The sequence below is a fragment of the Levilactobacillus bambusae genome, assembly GCF_003124125.1.
Lineage (GTDB): Bacteria > Bacillota > Bacilli > Lactobacillales > Lactobacillaceae > Levilactobacillus > Levilactobacillus bambusae.
In genome coordinates this window covers 113,075-129,423 of the sequence record NZ_QCXQ01000002.1, presented here as the reverse complement: position 1 = coordinate 129,423, position 16,349 = coordinate 113,075, and the positions used below count along the sequence as shown (strand labels likewise).

Sequence of the window (16,349 nt, the reverse complement as noted above, 5' to 3'; positions counted from 1 at the left end):
GGTGGTAACCGTGGCTTTTTTGATTTCAATTGTCGCAACGTATGCGGCCACCGTATCGTTTGGGATTTTAATTAATATTCCCCGGCGGGCGTTAAACGTGAGTGGTCTTATCGGGGTTTTGGCGTGGGTGATTTACTCTGGAATTGTTCAAATCGGTGGTGGCAGTGTAACGGGAAATCTGATTGGGGCATTTGTGATTGGGGTTGCCTCTATGCAGGCTGCCCGCCACAAAAAGATGCCGGTGATTATTTTTACCATTCCCAGTTTGGTCCCCTTTGTCCCCGGTGGGCAAGCCTACCAGATGATTAAGAACTTTGCCCTAGGTAATCCGGCGGTTGCGGCCGATTATCTTCTACAAGTCGTTATGATCGCCGGGGCTCTGGCGTTCGGATTTGTTTTGTCGGAGTTAGCGAATAGCTTACAGCGGCGGTATCTGACCCGACAAAAGCTGCTTAAGCAGACCGGAATTAAAGAAAAATAAAGGTTTTAGCCCAAGTTAAGTTTCAGGCGCGTGGTATACTTTTAGTTAAGATCAATTTTTGGATGTGAGGATAGTACTTATGCAAATGATGATTAACCGTGATGCCGATCGACCATGGCGATTCTGGCTGGTAGCGGTCCTGTTTGTTATTTTAGCCGTCTCCGTTAAAATGCAGACTGGTTTTTTAAACTTTTTAGACTCAACCTTTATCTCCATGGTTCAGAAGAATCCTTCAAACATGAAGGCTGGATTTTATGCCTTTATGACGTCAATTGCGAGTCCGACGTTGGATATTATATGGGTGGTACTCATTGCCTTTTTACTTTGGGGCTTTAAGTATAAGATTCAAGCCATTTGGGCAATTTTAACGATTATTGGTGGGGATGCCGTTGCGGCAATCGTCAAGAAAATTATTGCCCGCCCCCGGCCTAGTATGCACTTGAAGGTGGATGACGGTTACAGTTTTCCTAGTGGCCACGTTTTTGGGGCTTTCCTGGTAATTGCAATTTTATGGGTCATTGTCGTTCCAATGATTCAGACCAGTTGGAAACGGATCGTCATTCAGGTACTTATGGTGATCGTTTTAATCCTCATCATGGCATCCCGGATTTACCGGGATGCGCATTACCCCTCAGATACCTTGGGTTCGGTAATGTTAGCCTATATGTGGCTGCAAATTGCGGAAGGCCTCTACGCCCGGTTTGCGCCCCGACTAGTTAATTTTCGGGTGTTGCATAACTCAAAGCTATAGGATTGACCACCAGCAATTAGTGGAAATTAATTTATAGACTGAAAAAGCGTTAGCAATTGAGTGGCTGCTCATTGCTAACGCTTTTTAGTTGCGGTGTAATAGAAAAGACACCAGGCATGTGATGACGGGTTAATCGTCCGGTTGGTTATCCCAAACGTGGTCTAACCATTCTAAGGCCAGGTTAAGCCAATGGGCAACGTGAGGTGAATTTGCTTCGGGTTCCCAAGCCGTTACCTGATTTGCCAGCGCTAATCCGTGGGGCCCATGGTCAAAAAGGTGTGCTTCAAAGGGTACCTTAGCCTGGCTCAGCGCGTTGATGTAGGCCAAGGCATTTGCAACGGGAACGGTTGGGTCATCACTGGTTCCCCAGATGAAGGTTGGTGAATTTTGTTGACTAACGTGTAGATCGGCCGCGATGGCGGTTGGATTAGCAGACCATTTTTCAATGGTGGACTGTTCCGTTGGATAACCAAGTTGGGGGCTAATGACAGGGTAGCTTAGGATGACCGCATCCGGTTTGATTTGATCGTTCGATGCGGTGGCGTCGTTTGCCAGCCACTCCGCCTGCCAGTAATCATTTTGAAGGGCCGCAATGTGGCCGCCCACTGAGAATCCGGCCGTTGCGATCCGAGCGGGGTTCAACTTCCATTCCCCAGCGTGATCCCGTAGCATTTTAATGGCGGAGGAGAGTTCAACAATCGGTTTGGGCATTAGGGGCTGACTTTCCCCTAAAAAGCTGTACCGTAAGTAAAAAGCTTGGTATCCTTGATTATAAAAGGCGAGGGCTAAGTCCTCCGCCTGAGTTTCGGGGATGTGGGTGTAAGCCCCTCCTGGCACGATAATGACGGCGGGTAATCGATTTTCAGTACTGGATGACGGATTGGTTTTATCGTGAAGGTAAGCGTGCAGACTAGCAGCACTATCCTTCAGTTTGAGCGGGTTAACAAACGTTTGCATGAAAAAACCTCCTAAACTAGATTTACCCCTATATTGTACCGCAAAGCTGCAGACGATGCGGGGAAAGAAGGCAGACATGAAAAAAATTGATACCCCTAGGCTAACTTTACGTCCCTTGGCTCAGAGTGACCTAGAGGACTTTTTTGAACTGGTTTCTAACAAGCGGGTCGCCAAAATGGCGGGATTTTCCGCGGCTCCATCCCTTGAAAATGCCGGCTATGTCATGCAACGATACCTTAATAACCCGTTGGCCATGGGGATTGAATTGAAACCAACTCGGCGTTTGATTGGGACCATTGAACTATTTGAACGAATGACGAACCATGGAATTCCGGACCAGTTTGCTTGGGATCTAGGCTATTCCTTACAGGAGGCAACTTGGGGCCACGGTTATATGACGGAGGCCGGTCATGTGTTTTTAGCACAGGCAGTCCGAGACACTCCGGTTGAGGCGATCTATGCCAGCTTTTTAGTGGAGAACGAGCGGTCCAAACACGTTTTAGAAAAGCTGGGGTTCCACTATGAAGGGGAGGTTAAGCACCCCGAATTTGCGCTTTTCGCTGCCGGTCAGCATGAGATTATTTATAAACAAACCCGGGATGAATTTTTAAAACGGATGGATTAACGTTGCAATTTTTGTCCGATCGTTTTAAACTAGAGCCAATAGAGAAGAGGCGCAGCCGACATGAGTCAATTTGTTGAGGTTTCCAGACCAATGATGCAGATTAAAAAGGGGAGGTTGCCGAAATGATTAACTTGGAAAATTAATTGTTGGGCCCTGGCCGAATAGGTCAGGGACTGTCGCAAGCAAGACTGTTTGCGGGGCGCTTTCTACGACTAGATTTCGGTGAATTAACGACCGGTTTCTTTCGCATTAGGCGGAGAAACCGGTTTTTTATTTTACCGGAAGCACAGAGAGGGTCCTTCTTTTAAAGGAGGAAGATTCAATGGTAAAGCAAGATAATGGTTCAGATGCAGCGGCCGGGCCGGAAAACGCCGAAACGGTTCACCGGGGATTAAAGTCCCGGCACCTATCGATGATTGCCCTTGGGGGATGTATTGGAACGGGGCTCTTTGTGGCCAGTGGTTCCGCCATCTCTAAGGCCGGTCCAGGGGGTGCCCTAATTGCGTACGCTGGGATGGGGATCATGGTGTACTTCTTAATGACAAGTCTCGGGGAAATGGCGACTAACATGCCGATTTCCGGCTCGTTTGCGGCCTACGCCACGAAGTATGTAGATCCCGCACTTGGTTTTGCGTTAGGGTGGAACTACTGGTTCAATTGGGCGATCACTGTTGCTGTCGATATTTCAACTACGGCATTAGTAATGAAGTTTTGGCTGCCTAATGTTCCTGGCTGGATTTGGAGTATCATCGCGTTGATTTTGATTCTGTTGATTAATGGGATGGCCGTGAGCACGTTTGGTGAAACGGAATTTTGGATGTCAGCCATTAAAGTGGTGACGATCTTTATTTTTATCGCCATTGGGCTATTAACCATCATGGGAATTATGGGTGGCCATGGTCCCGTAGGTCTCAGTAACTTTACGGTCAAACAGGCTCCGTTTGTTGGGGGCTTTCCGGCGATTCTCAGTGTCTTTGTCGTTGCTGGATTTAGTTTTCAAGGGACGGAATTAGTTGGGATTACAGCGGGTGAGTCAGAAGACCCTGAGCACAGTATTCCGAAGGCAATTAACCAGGTTTTTTGGCGGATTATTTTATTTTACATTCTGGCCATTGCTATTATTGCGGCCTTGATTCCCTATACTAGCCCTGACCTACTAGGCTCCTCAGCTTCGGACATTACGATCAGTCCCTTTACGTTAGTGTTCCAACGGGCGGGGCTTGCGGCCGCGGCTAGCGTCATGAACGCCGTCATCCTGACATCTGTGATTTCATCGGCCAATTCGGGGATGTATGCGTCAACCCGGATGCTGTTTTCGATGGCTCACCAGGGGTACGCTCCTAAGTGGTTAGCGAAGACGGGGCGGAACGGGATTCCGTACTTTGCGCTGCTGGCCACCACTCTGGTAGCCGCTGCAACGTTCTTATCAAGTATTCTCGGTCCGCAGGTTTACCTGTGGCTGGTTGCGGCCTCTGGGTTAACCGGGTTTATTGCCTGGGCCGGAATTGCCATTTCGCATTACCGGTTCCGCCGGGCCTTCGTTATGCAGGGGCACGACAAGAGTGAATTAAAATACCACGCTAAATGGTTCCCACTCGGTCCGCTTCTAGCTTTGTTTCTGTGTATTGCTGTCATTGTTGGTCAGGATCCCCAGTCGATTCTATCGGGGAACTGGCAGCAGGTGCTGGTCACTTATATTAGTGTGCCACTCGTCTTATTTTTATACGTCGGGTATAAAATCCACCACCACACGCACCTGATTCCGCTTGACGAAGTCGATGTTTCACCAATCCATGAAGATGCAGAGTTTATCCTTAAAACGGATCCTAAGTCGGATCAAGAGTAAGTTTCTTAAGTTCCCTGACCATAATTGGTAAGGGGACTTTTTTTAGGCGTAAATACTGATTTGTCAATGCTTTAGTGGTATAGTGTTGGCGTGTGGTATAATTCATAGTTGGTTTTAATTGCACTTTGTAAGCGAATTCGCCATAATGATTAAAGAAACGGAGGATGAGGTTTTATGACAAAACGTTTAACGCGGGGAAAAGTCGACCGCATGCAAAAACTTTCTGATAGCGAGGGGCAAATTAACGCCCTAGCGTTGGATCAGCGTGGTTCATTAAAGAAGATGATTCAGGACGCAATGGAACGAAATGGGAAGGCCTATAACATTCAACAGGTTTATGATTTTAAGCGGGATGTTTCTAAGGTGCTAAGTCCCCATGCAAGCGCCATTTTACTCGATGAGGAACTTGGCTTTGAGGGGATTGAAGCGAAGGATAAGAATACCGGGTTAATCATGTCATACGAAAAAACGGGGTATGATGTGGCAACGCCTGGTCGGGAACCTGAATTAATTCCCACCCAGTCAGCAGAAAACATGATTGCGAACGGGGCGGATGCACTGAAAGTCTTGATCTACTATAATCCCAACGATCCTGACGAAATTAACGATCAAAAAAAGGCATTCGCCGAGCGTTACGGGACTGAAGCCGCAGCGGCTGATATTCCAACCTTCTTTGAAATTGTGACGTATGATGATAAAATTGACGACCCAAAGGGTGCTGAGTTTGCTAAGGAGAAGCCGGAATTAGTGCTCAAAAGTGCGGCGGAATTTACTAAGCCAAAGTATCACATGGATGTTTTGAAGCTAGAAATGCCGTTTAATCCGGATTTTGTTGAGGGGATGACCCATTCAGAGGCGACGCCGGTTTATACAGAAGCCGAAGTCAGTGATTACCTCACGCAGCTGGGGAAAATCGTGACCCGGCCTTATATTTTCCTGAGTGGTGGGGTCCCCACCGATACGTTCATGGCCCAATTAAAACTGGCGGGGGAAGCTCACGCTAACTTTAATGGGGTATTAAGCGGTCGGGCCACTTGGAAGGATGGCATTGAAGTCTACGCTAAGGACGGGGAAGATGCCCTCATTAAATGGTTGGAAACGAAGGGTGTCGATAACATCAATACCATTCATAAAATTCTGAATCAGTATGCTTTACCATGGGTAGACAACTACGGTGGCAAGGATGAAATCGATGTCATTGATTTACAGGTGGTCACAGATTAAGTTAATTATTTTCTACTAGATATTGCTTTAACGGATCTCAATGGTACAATATATGGTGTTGCTTTTCGAATGACTAAATAAGGAGAGATTCACTATATGATCGTACTTGCAGGAACAATCGGTGCGGGAAAGACTAGTTTAACCAAGATGTTAGCTGACCACCTTGGTACCCCCGCATTCTATGAATCCGTTGACGACAATAAAATTTTGCCGTTATTTTACCAGGACCCTAAGAAATACGCTTTTTTACTTCAAATTTACTTTTTGAATAAGCGAATTGATAGTTTAAAGGCTTCCTACATGAATGACGCTAGTGTTATGGACCGGTCAATTTTTGAGGATTCCCTGCTCTTTCAATTAAACGCTGATCTTGGCCGTGCAACCCAGACGGAAGTTCAGATTTATGACTCGTTGGTTCAAAATATGATGGAAGAACTACCGGAAGAACCCCATAAAAAGAATCCGGACCTACTGATTGAGATCCAGGTATCGTTTGACACGATGCTGAACCGGATTAAGAAACGGGGCCGGTCGTATGAACAGATTGAAAACGATCCGACTCTCTATAACTATTACCAAGAACTAGATCAACGGTACCAACAGTGGTACGCTGACTACGATAAATCGCCAAAGATGCAAATTGATGGTGACGTCTACAACTTCGTGGAGGATCCCGAAGCTCGGGACGCAGTCTTAAAAATGATTGACGATGAAATCGTTCGGTTAGGAATTACCGCTTAGGTATTGATTGCAGCTCCACGATGAAGTATGATGAACATAATAAATAAACGCGTAAGTGCCTAAAGTAAACCTACAGAAAACCGGTGGTAGATGAGATCCGGGGTCGAAGATCCAGCACGTTAAGCGGGCAGTTAATCCTGCACGGTCGTTCCGTTATCCGTTCAAGTGTGTGGCTTTGCCATGAACTTGGGTGGTACCGCGAAGAGCCTTCGTCCCATGTGACGGGGGCTCTTTTTGTGCATTTTAGGTTATCGTAATCAAGGAGGAACTAAGAATGTTAGATATTAAATTGATTCGGCAAAAAACGGATTTTGTGAAGGAAAAGTTGGCAACTCGGAAAGTATCGGCCCAGGAAATTGATGATTTATTGGCGCTAGATGAACAACGCCGGGAACTAATTGTTAAAAGTGAAACGATGAAGGCGACGAGAAATACGGTTTCAGATGAAATTTCGCAGTTAAAACGGAATAGGGAAAATGCCGATGACAAAATTGCGGAAATGCGGCAGGTTAGCGCTGAAATCAAGCAGATTGACGAGCAGCTAAACGTTTTAAAGGACCAGGTTAATGACGGTCTTTCACGGTTGCCTAACATTCCTAACGACAACGTTCCGGTAGGGTTAGATGAATCTGGGAGTGTCGAATTAAGAAAAATCGGGACGCCACGGGAATTTGATTTTAAACCTAAGCAGCACTTTGAAATTGGGGAAGATTTAGGGATCTTAGATTTTGAACGGGCCGCTAAGGTTTCTGGCAGTCGCTTTGTTTACTATGTTGGCATGGGAGCCCGGTTAGAACGGGCGGTATACAATTTCTTCCTGACCGAAAATTCTAACGCCGGATTTAAGGAAGTTTTGCCACCCTACATTGTTAACTCTGATTCAATGTACGGGACCGGCCAATTCCCGAAGTTTACTGAGGATGTCTACCAGGTAAACGGTGAGGATATGACCCTAATTCCTACCGCTGAAGTACCATTAGTTAACTTTTTCCGGGATAACGTCATTCCAGAAGAGGATCTGCCGGTTTGGTTTACCGCACTGTCCCCAGCCTTCCGGAGTGAAGCGGGAAGTGCGGGGCGTGATACCCGGGGCCTCATCCGGTTACACCAGTTCAATAAGGTTGAAATGGTCAAATTCTGTAAGCCGGAAGACTCATGGGATGAATTAGAAAGTCTCACTAAACAGGCTGAAAGTCTATTGCAAAAACTTGGGTTGCCATACCATGTCATTACGTTGACCACTGGCGATATGAGTTTTACGGCCGCAATGACCCATGACCTAGAAGTCTGGATGCCAGGGCAAGACCAGTACCGGGAAATTTCCAGTTGTTCGAATACGACTGATTTCCAAGCACGTCGAGCTCACATTCAGTACCGCGATGATGATGGCAAACTTCAATTTGTCCACACGTTAAATGGTTCTGGATTAGCCGTGGGGCGGGCCGTCGCTGCCATTTTAGAGAATTATCAAAATGCCGATGGTTCCGTTACCGTCCCTGAAGCCCTCGTGCCCTACATGGGGGGAGTTAAAACCATTACCAAGGCAGATCAAAAATTTTAAAAACTGATTAAACATGCATGGATAGCCAAATGAATTTAGCTCTCTATGTCAACAAGCCCGTAAAAGCCAGGTGATCCTCACCGACTTTTGCGGGCTTGCTTTACTTTATTTTTAAAACGGAATAAAAAAATTGGATTTAGACTAGTATTTTAAGAGCAGTTAGGGTATGATGTTAAGTGTTGTCGGGTAATAGATATTCAGCTAACGAATATTTATTCGAAAAACTTCAAAAAGTTATTGACAGACAATGAACGAGATGATATATTTAAATAGTTGTTTCGAACGATAATTAATCGTTTGGTAAGCATATGGAGGATTAGCTCAGTTGGGAGAGCATCTGCCTTACAAGCAGAGGGTCACAGGTTCGAGCCCTGTATCCTCCATGGAACGTCCTACTTAAGGGGACGTTCAGGTAATAGGTCATGCGGGCGTGGCGGAACTGGCAGACGCGCAAGATTTAGGTTCTTGTGTCTTATGACGTATGGGTTCGAGTCCCTTCGCCCGCATCCTACCGAATAGGTAGTTTAATATCAAAACACATTTGCCGACTTAGCTCAGTAGGTAGAGCACTTCACTAGTAATGAAGGGGTCGGGCGTTCGAATCGTCTAGTCGGCATATGCGGAAGTAGTTCAGTGGTAGAACATCACCTTGCCATGGTGGGGGTCGCGGGTTCGAATCCCGTCTTCCGCTTTGTATCACCCTTGCCGGGGTGGCGGAATTGGCAGACGCACGGGACTTAAAATCCCGCGGTCAGTGATGACCGTACCGGTTCAAGCCCGGTCCTCGGCATTTAACTGAATAGTTAAATTTTTTGCACCCATAGCGCAATTGGATAGAGTGTCTGACTACGAATCAGAAGGTTGTAGGTTCGACTCCTACTGGGTGCATTTTTTATTTCGGGAAGTAGCTCAGCTTGGTAGAGCACCTGGTTTGGGACCAGGGGGTCGCAGGTTCGAATCCTGTCTTCCCGATCGCACTGGATATCCAGCGCATTCGACATCAGTTTAGATGATCGGGAAATAGCTCAGCTTGGTAGAGCACCACGTTCGGGACGTGGGGGTCGCAAGTTCAAATCTTGTTTTCCCGATAGAATGCAAATAAACGTCACAACCGATCAGGATGAATTCTGATCGGTTGTTTTAGTCTCCCATCCACCTTACAATGGAGCTAAGCGGAGTACTTTGCGTAAATACTTTGCTTTTGGTTCAAAACTTCGTATAATATTGAATGACATTTAGTCAATATTAGTCAAAAGTGAGGGGGAATCAAAATGGAGGATCAAAATATTTCGGATATGATTGAATCCTATTTGAAACAAATTTTGATGGATACAAAACGGGTCGAAATCCGACGGTCAGAGGTTGCTGATCAGTTTAACGTGGTTCCCTCCCAGATTAACTATGTGATTAAGACCCGGTTTACCATCCAAGATGGCTATGTCGTTCAGTCCAAGCGTGGTGGCGGAGGATATATCCGCATCGAAAAGGTCAAACTGCTCGATAATTTAGAGCACATTGATGCGCTGATTGAGGCGGTCGGACAGTCCATTTCCTACCATGATAGTGTAGCGGTTATTCGCAGCTTATATAATGATGGAACCATTAACCGACGGGAAGCTAATATTATCTTGGCGGCTATTGACAAAAATGCTGTGTCGGTGGATAATCGCGCGCAGGAAGATCGGACTAGGGCACAAATCCTAGTCGAAATATTGAACCACTTATGTTACGAAAGTTAAGAAAGTGAGGACCTGCAATGGATAACTTATTTACCCCGAGTGCCAAACGAGTATTGGTTTTAGCTCAGGAACAAGCCAAGTACTTTAAGCATCAGGCCGTGGGAACTGAACACCTTCTTTTGGCACTGACCATTGAAAAGAACGGGATTGCGAACAAGGTACTCCAACAATTTTCGGTGACAGAAGATGATGTTCGTGAAGAAATTGAACAATTTACGGGATATGGTAATTTAACTGACGTTGATAAGGATACGTACTTACCTTATTCGCCTAAGGCCAAGGAAATTTTAGCAATTGCTGGTGACGAGGCCAAACGTCTAGGCGCCGCTAAAATTGGCACGGAGCATATTTTATTAGCTCTCCTAAGTGATGACAGCCTCTTATCATCCCGAATTTTAATGAGTCTCAACTTAGACTTAGACCAAACTCGGAAAATTATCTTACGTAAGTTGGGAATTGCTGAAACACAAACTCGGCGTCGAGATTCCCGGCAGGCGAAGACTAAGGCGGGCACGCCAACGCTTGATTCGTTAGCCCGTGACTTAACCCAACTAGCCCGAGATGGTCGCATGGATCCAACCGTTGGCCGGGATAGCGAAGTTAAACGGGTAATTCAAATTTTATCCCGCCGGACTAAGAATAATCCTGTCCTACTAGGTGAACCCGGAGTCGGAAAGACTGCAATCGCTGAGGGGCTAGCCCAGCGGATTGTAGCGGGTGATGTTCCGGAAGATATGCAAGATAAGCGATTGATGATGCTTGATATGGGATCGCTAGTTGCGGGAACTAAGTATCGGGGTGAATTTGAAGACCGGTTAAAAAAGGTTATTGATGAAATTTATCATGACGGGCATATTATTCTCTTCATTGATGAGTTGCATACGTTAGTTGGAGCTGGTGGTGCAGAAGGTGCCATTGACGCTTCTAACATCTTAAAGCCGGCACTTGCTCGTGGCGAATTACAGACAATTGGAGCCACCACGTTAGATGAATACCAGAAGTACATTGAATCTGACGCAGCGTTAGCCCGTCGGTTTGCCACCGTAATGGTTGATGAACCTAGCGAGGATGAGGCCGTTGCCATTCTTAATGGACTTCGCTCACGGTATGAAGATCACCACCATGTTAATATCACAGAGGATGCTGTGGCCGCCACAGTGAGACTATCAAGCCGGTATATCTCTGACCGGTACCTGCCTGATAAGGCGATTGATTTAATGGATGAAGCTGCGGCTAAGGTCCGAATTGATCATTTTGAAGCAGCCCCAGTTAACGGGCCTGAACAGCAACTTGAGCAATTAGTAGCTGAAAAGGAGACGGCCATTGAGAACCAAGAGTTTGAACGTGCGGCCGACCTGAGAACTCAGGAAATGGCACTACGGGATCAAATTAAGCAGGCTCAAGAAGACGAAGCATCCTCCGAGTCTGAGGAAGATCAATCCTATGACTTAAACGTTACTGCGGAAGACGTAGCTGAGATCGTATCTGAATGGACGGGCATTCCGTTGACGCAATTGAACCAGTCACAGGCTGATCGGTTGGTCAATCTCGAGGGTGAACTTCACAAACGGGTAATTGGGCAGGACGAAGCCGTTTCGGCAGTCTCCCGGGCCATTAGACGGGCTTACGCGGGACTTAAGAATCCTAACCGACCAATTGGTTCCTTTATGTTCTTGGGCCCAACGGGGGTCGGGAAAACGGAATTGGCTAAGGCGCTTGCACAGGACATGTTTGGCAGCGAAGATAACATGATCCGGGTCGATATGAGTGAGTACATGGAAAAGTACTCAACTAGCCGGTTGATTGGTTCGGCGCCTGGTTACGTGGGTTACGATGAAGGCGGACAGTTAACCGAACAAGTTCGACAAAAGCCATACTCAGTGGTTCTGTTTGATGAAGTTGAAAAGGCACATCCCGATGTTTTCAACCTTTTGCTCCAGGTCTTGGATGACGGGTACCTGACGGATTCGAAGGGGCGCAAAGTTGATTTCAGAAACACGATTCTCATTATGACTTCTAACTTAGGGGCTACCCAACTGCGGGATGAAAAGACCGTTGGGTTTGGTGCCGAGGACCTGTCTAATAATTATGAAGCGATGAATAAGACAATTCGAGAAACCTTGAAGAAGTCGTTTAGACCTGAATTCTTAAACCGAGTGGATGAAATTGTAGTCTTCCATTCCCTGACAAAAGAACAACTTCATCAAATTGTTAAACTGATGACGCAGGAAATTGTTGATCGATTAGCGGAACAGAACGTTAAGCTCAAGGTTACACCGGCTGCGATTGATAAAATCGCGGCGGCGGGCTTTGATCCAGAATATGGGGCACGGCCAATTCGACGGGCACTCCAAACTGAAATTGAAGATCGGTTAAGCGAATCACTCTTAGATGGGACGATTCACGAGGGGGATCGCGTTACCGTTGGAGCATCCCATGGTAAGGTAACGGTATCCAGTAAGACGCCTCAACCTAAAGAACCGGTCGCTAGCCACTAAAATATCGTTGCTAAAAGTCACCCCGTGGGGTGGCTTTTTTATTGCATGAAGTTCTGCAAAAGCACTTGACGATCGTTCAAAAGGTGTGTATGATAGCACCTGTATGCAACCGTGAATTGAAATGAACTAAGCGGATCTATTGTCCCGTGGGGTTCTTATAAAACCAAAAGTAAGATCATGATCTTATTTTTGGATTTTTTTTGCCAAAATTCGGATGATTTAAGTTAAAAAAAGCATTTGTAATCAAAATGTAATATTCGATGAGGCCAATTCGCAGAATATTTTGGAGAGGTGAACAACTTGGCAGGACACTTAGTAAGATACGGAAAACACCGTACACGTCGTAGTTACTCACGTATTAAAGAAGTCCTTGACTTACCTAACCTGATTGAAATTCAGTCGAATTCCTACAATTGGTTCCTCGACGAAGGTTTACGTGAAATGTTCGACGACATTATGCCAATCGAAGATTTTCAAGGAAACCTTTCATTAGAATTTGTTGATTATCAGCTGTTAGAACCTAAATATACCACTGATGAAGCTCGTGAACATGATGCGAACTATTCAGCACCACTACACGTGACGCTTCGGTTAACTAACCATGAAACTGGCGAAATCAAGTCTCAAGACGTGTTCTTTGGCGACTTCCCGTTAATGACTGAACAAGGGACGTTCATTATTAATGGTGCAGAACGGGTTATTGTCTCACAACTTGTTCGTTCCCCAGGTGTTTACTATAAAGAAGAAACCGACAAAAATGGTCGGGTTATTTATGGCGCAACCGTGATTCCTAACCGGGGTGCCTGGATGGAATTTGAAACCGATGCGAAGGATGTTTCGTACGTTCGGATTGACCGGACCCGTAAGATCCCAATTACCGAATTAGTTCGAGCATTAGGTTTCGGATCTGATGATGAAATTTTAGATATCTTGGGCGAAAACGACAGTTTACTGTTAACCCTTGAAAAGGATATCCATAAGAATAGTGACGATTCCCGGGTTGAAGAATCCTTAAAGGATATCTACGAACGGTTGCGGCCAGGTGAGCCTAAGACGGCTGAATCCTCCCGTAACTTATTGACGGCTCGTTTCTTCGATCCTAAGCGTTATGATATGGCTCCCGTGGGTCGTTATAAGACTAACAAGAAGCTAAGTTTAAAGACTCGGCTGCTTGGATTAACCCTGGCTGAAACGTTGGCTGATCCAGATACTGGGGAAGTCATTGCGCAAGCCGGTACCGTTGTCGATAACGATGTGATGAAGACCCTAGGTGCCTACCTAGACCGCGACGACTTTAAGATGGTGACTTTCCAACCTTCTGATGAAGCCGTCGTTACGGACCCAATGACGATTCAAGTCGTTAACGTTCAATCTCCTGAAGACCCAGAAACGGTCTTACCGATTATCGGAAACGGGAACATTGATTTGAAGTGGAAGCACATCACACCTGCTGATATTATTGCTTCCATTAACTACTTCTTTAACCTTCAAATGGGTATCGGTTCAACCGATGATATTGATCACTTAGGTAACCGTCGGATTCGTTCCGTTGGTGAATTGCTGCAGAACCAGTTCCGGATTGGTCTTTCCCGGATGGAACGGGTGGTTCGTGAACGGATGTCTATTCAAGATGCCGACACGGTTACTCCGCAACAATTAATTAATATTCGTCCGGTTGTAGCCGCTGTGAAGGAATTCTTTGGTTCCTCACAACTGTCACAATTCATGGACCAAACCAACCCCTTAGGCGAATTAACGCATAAACGGCGTTTGTCAGCCTTAGGACCTGGTGGTTTGACACGTGACCGGGCTGGATATGAAGTCCGGGATGTTCATTACACCCACTACGGTCGGATGTGTCCAATTGAAACGCCTGAAGGACCTAATATCGGGTTGATTAATAGTTTGTCAAGTTACGCTCGGGTTAACAAGTACGGCTTCATTGAAACCCCTTATCGGCGTGTTTCATGGGATACGCACAAGGTTACCGACAAGATTGATTACTTGACTGCTGATGAAGAAGATAACTACGTTGTTGCGCAAGCAAACACGCCGTTAAACGATGATGGCTCGTTTGCCACTGATTCCATCATGGCCCGGTCTAAGTCGGAAAATATCGAAACGACCGCTGATAAGATTGATTACATGGATGTTTCGCCTAAGCAAGTTGTTGCCGTGGCAACAGCATGTATTCCTTTCTTGGAAAACGATGATTCTAACCGGGCCCTCATGGGTGCTAACATGCAGCGGCAAGCTGTGCCGTTGATTGATCCTCACGCTGCCCTCGTTGGGACGGGGATTGAATATAAAGCTGCCCATGATTCTGGGGTAGCAATGATTTGTCGTCACGATGGAACGGTTGAATATGTTGATGCCCGTGAAGTTCGGGTTCGTCGTGAAGATGGTGCTTTAGATAAATACAAGTTAATGAAATTCCGTCGTTCTAACGGTGGTAAGAACTACAACCAACGTCCAATTGTTAAGGTTGGGGATAAGGTTGAAGCTGATGAAATCTTAGCTGATGGACCATCAATGGAAAACGGTGAATTGGCCCTCGGTCAAAACCCATTAGTTGCCTTTATGACTTGGCAAGGGTACAACTTCGAAGATGCCATCGGAATTAACGAACGGTTAGTTCAAGATGACGTTTACACGTCAATTCATATTGAAGAATATGAATCAGAAGCCCGTGATACGAAATTAGGACCCGAAGAAATCACCCGTGAAATTCCTAACGTTGGGGAAGACGCCTTAAAGAACCTGGATGCTGATGGAATTATTCGGGTTGGGGCAGAAGTTCAAGATGGAGATATCTTAGTTGGTAAGGTTACGCCTAAGGGTGTGACTGAATTATCCGCTGAAGAACGACTCCTCCACGCAATCTTCGGTGAAAAAGCCCGTGAAGTCCGTGATACCTCCCTTAAGGTTCCTCATGGCGGCGGCGGTATCATCCAAGACGTTAAGATCTTTACCCGTGAAAATGGGGATGAACTTAAGCCCGGTGTAAACATGATGGTTCGAGTTTACATTGCCCAAAAGCGGAAGATCCAAGTTGGGGATAAGATGTCCGGACGGCATGGTAACAAGGGGACTGTCTCCGTGGTTATTCCTGAAGAAGATATGCCTTACCTGCCAGACGGAACACCAATTGATATTATGCTGAGCCCAATGGGTGTGCCTTCCCGTATGAACATTGGTCAAGTTATGGAGTTACACTTAGGTATGGCCGCTCGGAAGCTTGGAATTCACATTGCAACGCCCGTCTTTGATGGGGCAAGCAGTGAAGATATTCAAGATGCGATTCGTGAAGCCGGAATGCAGTCTGACGCTAAGTCAGTTGTTTACGATGGTCGGACGGGTGAACCGTTTGATAAGCGGATTGCAGTCGGAGTTATGAACTACCTTAAGTTGGCCCACATGGTGGACGATAAAATTCACGCTCGGTCAATTGGACCTTACTCTCTGGTTACGCAACAACCACTTGGTGGTAAAGCACAGTTTGGTGGCCAACGTTTCGGGGAAATGGAAGTCTGGGCCCTCGAAGCGTACGGGGCTGCTTACACCTTGCAAGAAATCTTGACTTACAAGTCTGATGATGTTGTTGGACGGGTTAAGACCTACGAAGCCATTGTTAAGGGCGAACCACTGCCAAAACCTGGTGTACCTGAATCCTTCCGGGTGTTAGTTAAGGAATTACAATCACTTGGCTTGGATATTAAGGTGTTAGACGGTAACAGTTCCGAAATCGAACTTCGTGACTTAGATGACGAAGACGATGACGTGATAAACGTTGACGCTTTAAGCAAGTATGCGGAACAGGAAGCAGAAAAGAAGAAGGCTGCGGAGGCTGCTACTCAGGGGGCAGATTCGAGCACAGTAACTACTGATACTACTAACAAGGACTAAAGAAGAAGGAGGTCGATCTT

11 protein-coding genes, 8 tRNA genes and 1 riboswitch are annotated in these 16,349 nt (G+C 46.2%); of the genes, 18 read left to right on the top strand and 1 reads right to left on the bottom strand.

The window, feature by feature from the left end:
- Positions 1-10 precede the first annotated feature (10 nt).
- The gene (locus tag DCM90_RS03400; protein WP_109249946.1) at positions 11-481 is read left to right on the top strand and encodes a threonine/serine exporter family protein; all 471 of its coding nucleotides are present in this window, start codon (positions 11-13) and stop codon (positions 479-481) included.
- Between the two features lie 79 nt (positions 482-560).
- Positions 561-1,232, top strand: a complete 672-nt coding sequence (locus tag DCM90_RS03395; RefSeq protein ID WP_225365950.1) for a phosphatase PAP2 family protein — start codon at positions 561-563, stop codon at positions 1,230-1,232.
- 129 nt (positions 1,233-1,361) lie between these two features.
- Here the strand turns inward: DCM90_RS03395 and DCM90_RS03390 are convergent, their stop codons facing one another.
- On the bottom strand, positions 1,362-2,189 hold the full coding sequence (locus DCM90_RS03390; protein WP_165815187.1) for a lp_1002 family arylesterase: 828 nt from the start codon (positions 2,187-2,189) through the stop codon (positions 1,362-1,364).
- Positions 2,190-2,265: 76 nt separating this feature from the next.
- Between DCM90_RS03390 and DCM90_RS03385 the strand changes: the two genes are divergently transcribed.
- The 16 genes from DCM90_RS03385 to rpoB all read left to right on the top strand — a co-directional run bounded on the left by DCM90_RS03385 (position 2,266) and on the right by rpoB (position 16,329).
- The gene (locus DCM90_RS03385; protein WP_165815186.1) at positions 2,266-2,814 is read left to right on the top strand and encodes a GNAT family N-acetyltransferase; all 549 of its coding nucleotides are present in this window, start codon (positions 2,266-2,268) and stop codon (positions 2,812-2,814) included.
- 36 nt (positions 2,815-2,850) lie between these two features.
- Positions 2,851-3,027: riboswitch (Lysine riboswitch) on the top strand.
- 109 nt (positions 3,028-3,136) lie between these two features.
- Positions 3,137-4,660: an amino acid permease gene (locus DCM90_RS03380; RefSeq protein WP_109249943.1), complete on the top strand. Its 1,524-nt coding sequence runs from the start codon at positions 3,137-3,139 to the stop codon at positions 4,658-4,660.
- Positions 4,661-4,834: 174 nt separating this feature from the next.
- Complete coding sequence (locus tag DCM90_RS03375; protein ID WP_109249942.1) at positions 4,835-5,884, top strand: tagatose 1,6-diphosphate aldolase; 1,050 nt, start codon at positions 4,835-4,837, stop codon at positions 5,882-5,884.
- Between the two features lie 96 nt (positions 5,885-5,980).
- Positions 5,981-6,625, top strand: a complete 645-nt coding sequence (locus DCM90_RS03370) for a deoxynucleoside kinase (RefSeq protein WP_109249941.1) — start codon at positions 5,981-5,983, stop codon at positions 6,623-6,625.
- A gap of 274 nt (positions 6,626-6,899) precedes the next feature.
- A complete protein-coding gene (serS, locus tag DCM90_RS03365; RefSeq protein WP_109249940.1) occupies positions 6,900-8,186 on the top strand; it encodes a serine--tRNA ligase in 1,287 nt (428 codons plus the stop codon).
- Between the two features lie 310 nt (positions 8,187-8,496).
- Positions 8,497-8,569: transfer RNA gene (locus DCM90_RS03360), tRNA-Val, on the top strand.
- A 41-nt stretch (positions 8,570-8,610) separates the two neighbouring features.
- Positions 8,611-8,692 (top strand) — tRNA-Leu (locus DCM90_RS03355).
- Between the two features lie 37 nt (positions 8,693-8,729).
- Positions 8,730-8,802, top strand: a tRNA-Thr gene (locus DCM90_RS03350).
- 3 nt (positions 8,803-8,805) lie between these two features.
- A tRNA-Gly gene (locus DCM90_RS03345) sits at positions 8,806-8,877 on the top strand.
- 13 nt (positions 8,878-8,890) lie between these two features.
- Positions 8,891-8,976: transfer RNA gene (locus tag DCM90_RS03340), tRNA-Leu, on the top strand.
- Between the two features lie 24 nt (positions 8,977-9,000).
- Positions 9,001-9,074: transfer RNA gene (locus DCM90_RS03335), tRNA-Arg, on the top strand.
- A 10-nt stretch (positions 9,075-9,084) separates the two neighbouring features.
- Positions 9,085-9,158 (top strand) — tRNA-Pro (locus tag DCM90_RS03330).
- 42 nt (positions 9,159-9,200) lie between these two features.
- A tRNA-Pro gene (locus tag DCM90_RS03325) sits at positions 9,201-9,274 on the top strand.
- A gap of 183 nt (positions 9,275-9,457) precedes the next feature.
- Positions 9,458-9,925 (top strand): CtsR family transcriptional regulator, encoded by a 468-nt coding sequence (locus DCM90_RS03320; protein ID WP_109249939.1) that lies wholly within the window; start codon positions 9,458-9,460, stop codon positions 9,923-9,925.
- Between the two features lie 17 nt (positions 9,926-9,942).
- Positions 9,943-12,423 (top strand): ATP-dependent Clp protease ATP-binding subunit, encoded by a 2,481-nt coding sequence (locus tag DCM90_RS03315; RefSeq protein ID WP_109249938.1) that lies wholly within the window; start codon positions 9,943-9,945, stop codon positions 12,421-12,423.
- 300 nt (positions 12,424-12,723) lie between these two features.
- On the top strand, positions 12,724-16,329 hold the full coding sequence (gene rpoB, locus DCM90_RS03310) for a DNA-directed RNA polymerase subunit beta (RefSeq protein ID WP_109249937.1): 3,606 nt from the start codon (positions 12,724-12,726) through the stop codon (positions 16,327-16,329).
- Positions 16,330-16,349: the final 20 nt, after the last annotated feature.

Excerpts from the sequence above, each read along its gene's own strand:
- DCM90_RS03375 (WP_109249942.1), top strand. The coding sequence starts at position 4,835 with ATGACAAAACGTTTAACGCGGGGAAAAGTCGACCGCATGCAAAAACTT.
- DCM90_RS03320 (WP_109249939.1), top strand. The coding sequence starts at position 9,458 with ATGGAGGATCAAAATATTTCGGATATGATTGAATCCTATTTGAAACAA.
- DCM90_RS03390 (WP_165815187.1), bottom strand. The coding sequence starts at position 2,189 with ATGCAAACGTTTGTTAACCCGCTCAAACTGAAGGATAGTGCTGCTAGT.
- DCM90_RS03395 (WP_225365950.1), top strand. The coding sequence starts at position 561 with ATGCAAATGATGATTAACCGTGATGCCGATCGACCATGGCGATTCTGG.
- serS (WP_109249940.1), top strand. The coding sequence starts at position 6,900 with ATGTTAGATATTAAATTGATTCGGCAAAAAACGGATTTTGTGAAGGAA.
- DCM90_RS03385 (WP_165815186.1), top strand. The coding sequence starts at position 2,266 with ATGAAAAAAATTGATACCCCTAGGCTAACTTTACGTCCCTTGGCTCAG.
- DCM90_RS03380 (WP_109249943.1), top strand. The coding sequence starts at position 3,137 with ATGGTAAAGCAAGATAATGGTTCAGATGCAGCGGCCGGGCCGGAAAAC.
- DCM90_RS03315 (WP_109249938.1), top strand. The coding sequence starts at position 9,943 with ATGGATAACTTATTTACCCCGAGTGCCAAACGAGTATTGGTTTTAGCT.
- DCM90_RS03370 (WP_109249941.1), top strand. The coding sequence starts at position 5,981 with ATGATCGTACTTGCAGGAACAATCGGTGCGGGAAAGACTAGTTTAACC.